The following is a 2,364-nucleotide window of genomic DNA, read 5'->3' on the forward strand; positions in this document are numbered from 1 at the left end:
TGGTTCTCATCACAACGAGCTACTATTTGGACGAGCTGACAGAAAGCTGACAAAGCCGACGCATGAGCCGGTCCTTTACGAATAAGACGGGCTAGACTGCCGCTGGGGGTCACTCCGATGGGTGAAGCCAAGCGCAGACTTGAGGAAATGAAGGTGGCACCTTGTCGTTGTCGATCGGGGCGACAATCGGCTTCCTGCTGTTTTGATGGTGTTCGATGGCACAAGCCGGCTTCAGGGCTTGACCTTCGATCCGGCTCGCCCAGTACGACACTTGAACGCTGTTACATGCAGGAGCTGGGAAATTGCGAAGCGCCAATCTCCGGCGAGCATCTGATCAGCGAGGCTGTGATCGAAATACTTCGCGGGGACGGTAATTTCACGGCCTCTGGACTGCCTTGGCTCGAAGCAGGCGAAACAAAGGCGCTGGCTCCAAAGAATCTCACCGCGAACTGCCTTTGTAGACGACACAACAGCGCGCTGTCGCCGTTGGATGCCGCTGCCAAGATATTCTTTGCCGGCCTCAGGGACTGCTTGGAATCGAGCGAAGCCGTCTTGCCGTACTTGCTGTCCGGTCATGATGTCGAACGCTGGCTGCTGAAGACGCTCAAAGCTAACGAAACGGCCGCAGCCCATATCGGCGGCAAAGCGCCAGAAAAAGGTGCCGAGACCACTGGTCGGGAAGTGAGAATTGCTGTTCGATTGGTGGATCGTGGCGAGCGAGTTCCTCGACCCGGGCCCGCACCCGCTGCAGCGCGGCTTCCGCCGCATGGCGCTCACCAGCAGTTCCGGCCCCCACGAACAACGCCTCGATCTTCCGAAGCTTCTCGCGCAGCTGCGACTCGCTGTTCATTCTGATCCCGTTGCCCGCTCCGAACCGGGATCACCCCATCACCGCGCCCCGGCGGCGTCAATCATCCCGACCGCGCTATCCAGAGCATTCCGCGCAAGTCAAGCCCGGGAACCGGTGATCCTGTCGTGACGCTCACGTACAAGCTGCGTTTGATGTAGGGCAGAAGCGACTGCCTTGGTCGTGAACGCGTCCGACCGGAATTTTCGCAACGATTTCGACAAGAGCTGGTCGATCGACGTTGCAAACAGCGAGCTTGAGTGAGCGCGCGGCCTTTTTGGCCGCCGCCGCCTGGCGCTCCGGAAACCGGCCGGCCTTCGGCTTGCCGGTCGCGTCGATCCCGTAAACGATGATTGCCGAGGCGGAGAGTGTCTTTTGGTTCGTGAGATTGGGCTTGGCCATTTTGCCCTCCTGAAAAGCCGAAGGGGCCCGATTTGGGCCCCTTTCTGAAACGGCGTTGTCGCTGGTCCTGCGGGATGCTCCCGGCAATGGCGGTCTTGTCATTGGACGACTCCTTTGCTGAAGACGAGAAGAGCGTTCAAACAATCTCGTCGTAAGTATAATAAAGCATATCATCCAAAAGCGCAATGATTGCAATAATTTAGCTGCAGAAAAATTGCGCTTAAATAGAAGATAATTACTGTAATTTCCGCGCTTTTTTGGCACAATTACTGTAAACAATACACGACGAAAGATCGCATGACTTGCGATCATCAATATTGTTGCCGTTGCAGACGTTCAAACCGTCAGCAGCGCAGTAACGCCAAAGAGCGTGCTGAACAAAGCGCGGAAAATCCGCCGGAAAATTACGATCAAACTGGCGCGCGTCGATCTGTGCCGAGACGCGCCGCAAGACCTCGGCGCAGCCGCCGTCTGCATAGCAACGGGGACCGTACGGATGAACCATGCCAAGTTGCTCCAAAATCCCGGTTCGGACCAGAAAGTTGTGAACCAGCCGATCCACGACGATCATGGCAATGCCAACTGCATACCAATCAGGACGGGCCTCGCGATCCGCCATCAAAACGGATGAAAGCGTCATCGTCAGAACCTTGTCCGAAACCCCAAAAACATGACGGGTCGGACCGACTAACCTGTCTTATTCGTAAGAGGCGCCCGAGAGGCTGGCGAGCGTGGTGTAAAGCGCTCATACGGCGTAGGATTCGGTTGTGAAGCCAACCCCATCACCTCCAACCGCGAACGCCACGCCCGCCATGACCGACGATACGATTCCGCCCTTCTCGTTTCCAGCCATTCACGCCAAGAAAGTCACAGCTGCCTTCGATGGTGGGCGCCTAACCTCGAACGGGGGCGTGATGCTTCTGGCGATGGCCGAGCGGCGTCTCGGCTTGGCCGACAATCTGGCCCGGGTGTTCCCGGATCGGCGCGATCCGACGCGGGTCGTGCACAGCCTTGTCGATATGAAGGAGGAGCTTGGACTTGATCACTTCGAAGGGCGATCATGGCAAGGTCTTCATCGCCACGCCCTTATGACAATGATTGCCTACGCCTTCCTG

Annotated in this window: 4 protein-coding genes; 1 reads left to right on the forward strand and 3 read right to left on the reverse strand. The window is 57.3% G+C overall.

Annotated features, from left to right (window positions below):
• Positions 1-610 precede the first annotated feature (610 nt).
• The 3 genes from IQ16_RS44885 to IQ16_RS44895 all read right to left on the reverse strand — a co-directional run bounded on the left by IQ16_RS44885 (position 611) and on the right by IQ16_RS44895 (position 1,889).
• Positions 611-850, reverse strand: coding sequence for a hypothetical protein (locus tag IQ16_RS44885; protein ID WP_018269532.1), 240 nt, complete (start codon positions 848-850; stop codon positions 611-613).
• Positions 851-982: 132 nt separating this feature from the next.
• The gene (locus IQ16_RS46285) at positions 983-1,249 is read right to left on the reverse strand and encodes a hypothetical protein (RefSeq protein ID WP_014498652.1); all 267 of its coding nucleotides are present in this window, start codon (positions 1,247-1,249) and stop codon (positions 983-985) included.
• 235 nt (positions 1,250-1,484) lie between these two features.
• Positions 1,485-1,889: a hypothetical protein gene (locus tag IQ16_RS44895; RefSeq protein WP_011090921.1), complete on the reverse strand. Its 405-nt coding sequence runs from the start codon at positions 1,887-1,889 to the stop codon at positions 1,485-1,487.
• Positions 1,890-2,061: 172 nt separating this feature from the next.
• On the opposite strand from IQ16_RS44895, the gene IQ16_RS44900 reads away from it, so the two are divergent.
• Positions 2,062-2,364: transposase (locus tag IQ16_RS44900; RefSeq protein ID WP_049824278.1), on the forward strand; the 303-nt coding region annotated here is incomplete at its 3' end.

The organism is Bradyrhizobium huanghuaihaiense, assembly GCF_007830635.1.
GTDB lineage: Bacteria > Pseudomonadota > Alphaproteobacteria > Rhizobiales > Xanthobacteraceae > Bradyrhizobium > Bradyrhizobium huanghuaihaiense.